Source organism: Caballeronia sp. LZ033 (assembly GCF_031451265.1).
Classification (GTDB): Bacteria; Pseudomonadota; Gammaproteobacteria; order Burkholderiales; family Burkholderiaceae; genus Caballeronia.
Genome location: NZ_JARUXQ010000045.1, coordinates 1 through 579, shown reverse-complemented (window position 1 = coordinate 579; position 579 = coordinate 1). Strand labels below are relative to the sequence as shown.

Genomic DNA, 579 nt, shown 5'->3' with positions numbered 1-579 from the left:
GTCGCGGGCAACGGCACGGCACCCGCCGTCGCGCTCGACGTGAGCGCACTCGGCGGCATGTATGCGAATCGCATCTTTCTGGCGTCGAACGAGTATGGCGTCGGCGTATCGACGCGCGGCGTGCTTGCCGCTCAGGCGGGCGAGCTCACACTCACGTCGAACGGGAAACTCGTGCTCGCGGGGCAGACCAACGCAAGCGGCACGGTCAACGTTGCTGCGCGAGACGGCATCGACAATCGCGGCACCACATACGCGCAAGGCGACCTCGTCGCCACGACGGGCGGAGTGCTGGCGAACAGCGGCCTGCTTGCGGCGCAGCGTCAGACAACGCTTCGCGCGGACAGCATCGCCTCGACGGGCACGCTTGCGGCCGGCGTGAACGGTGATGGGTCGTTGGCGCAATCGGGTGACCTCGACGTGAGCGCATCAGGCGCCGTGGCGGCGACCGGCCGTAACGTTGCCGGCGGCAATGCGGCCCTGAGCGGCAGCGCGCTCGATCTCGGCGGCAGCACTACGTCTGCGCACGGCGCGCTCGTGCTCGCGGCGCGCGCCGCCGATGCGAACCTGTCGGGCGCGACG

General features: G+C 70.3%; 1 protein-coding gene. It reads left to right on the top strand.

Features of this window, described 5'->3' with window-relative positions:
- Positions 1-579 (top strand): hypothetical protein (locus QCE62_RS35110; protein ID WP_309928021.1); only part of this gene is annotated, 579 nt, incomplete at both ends.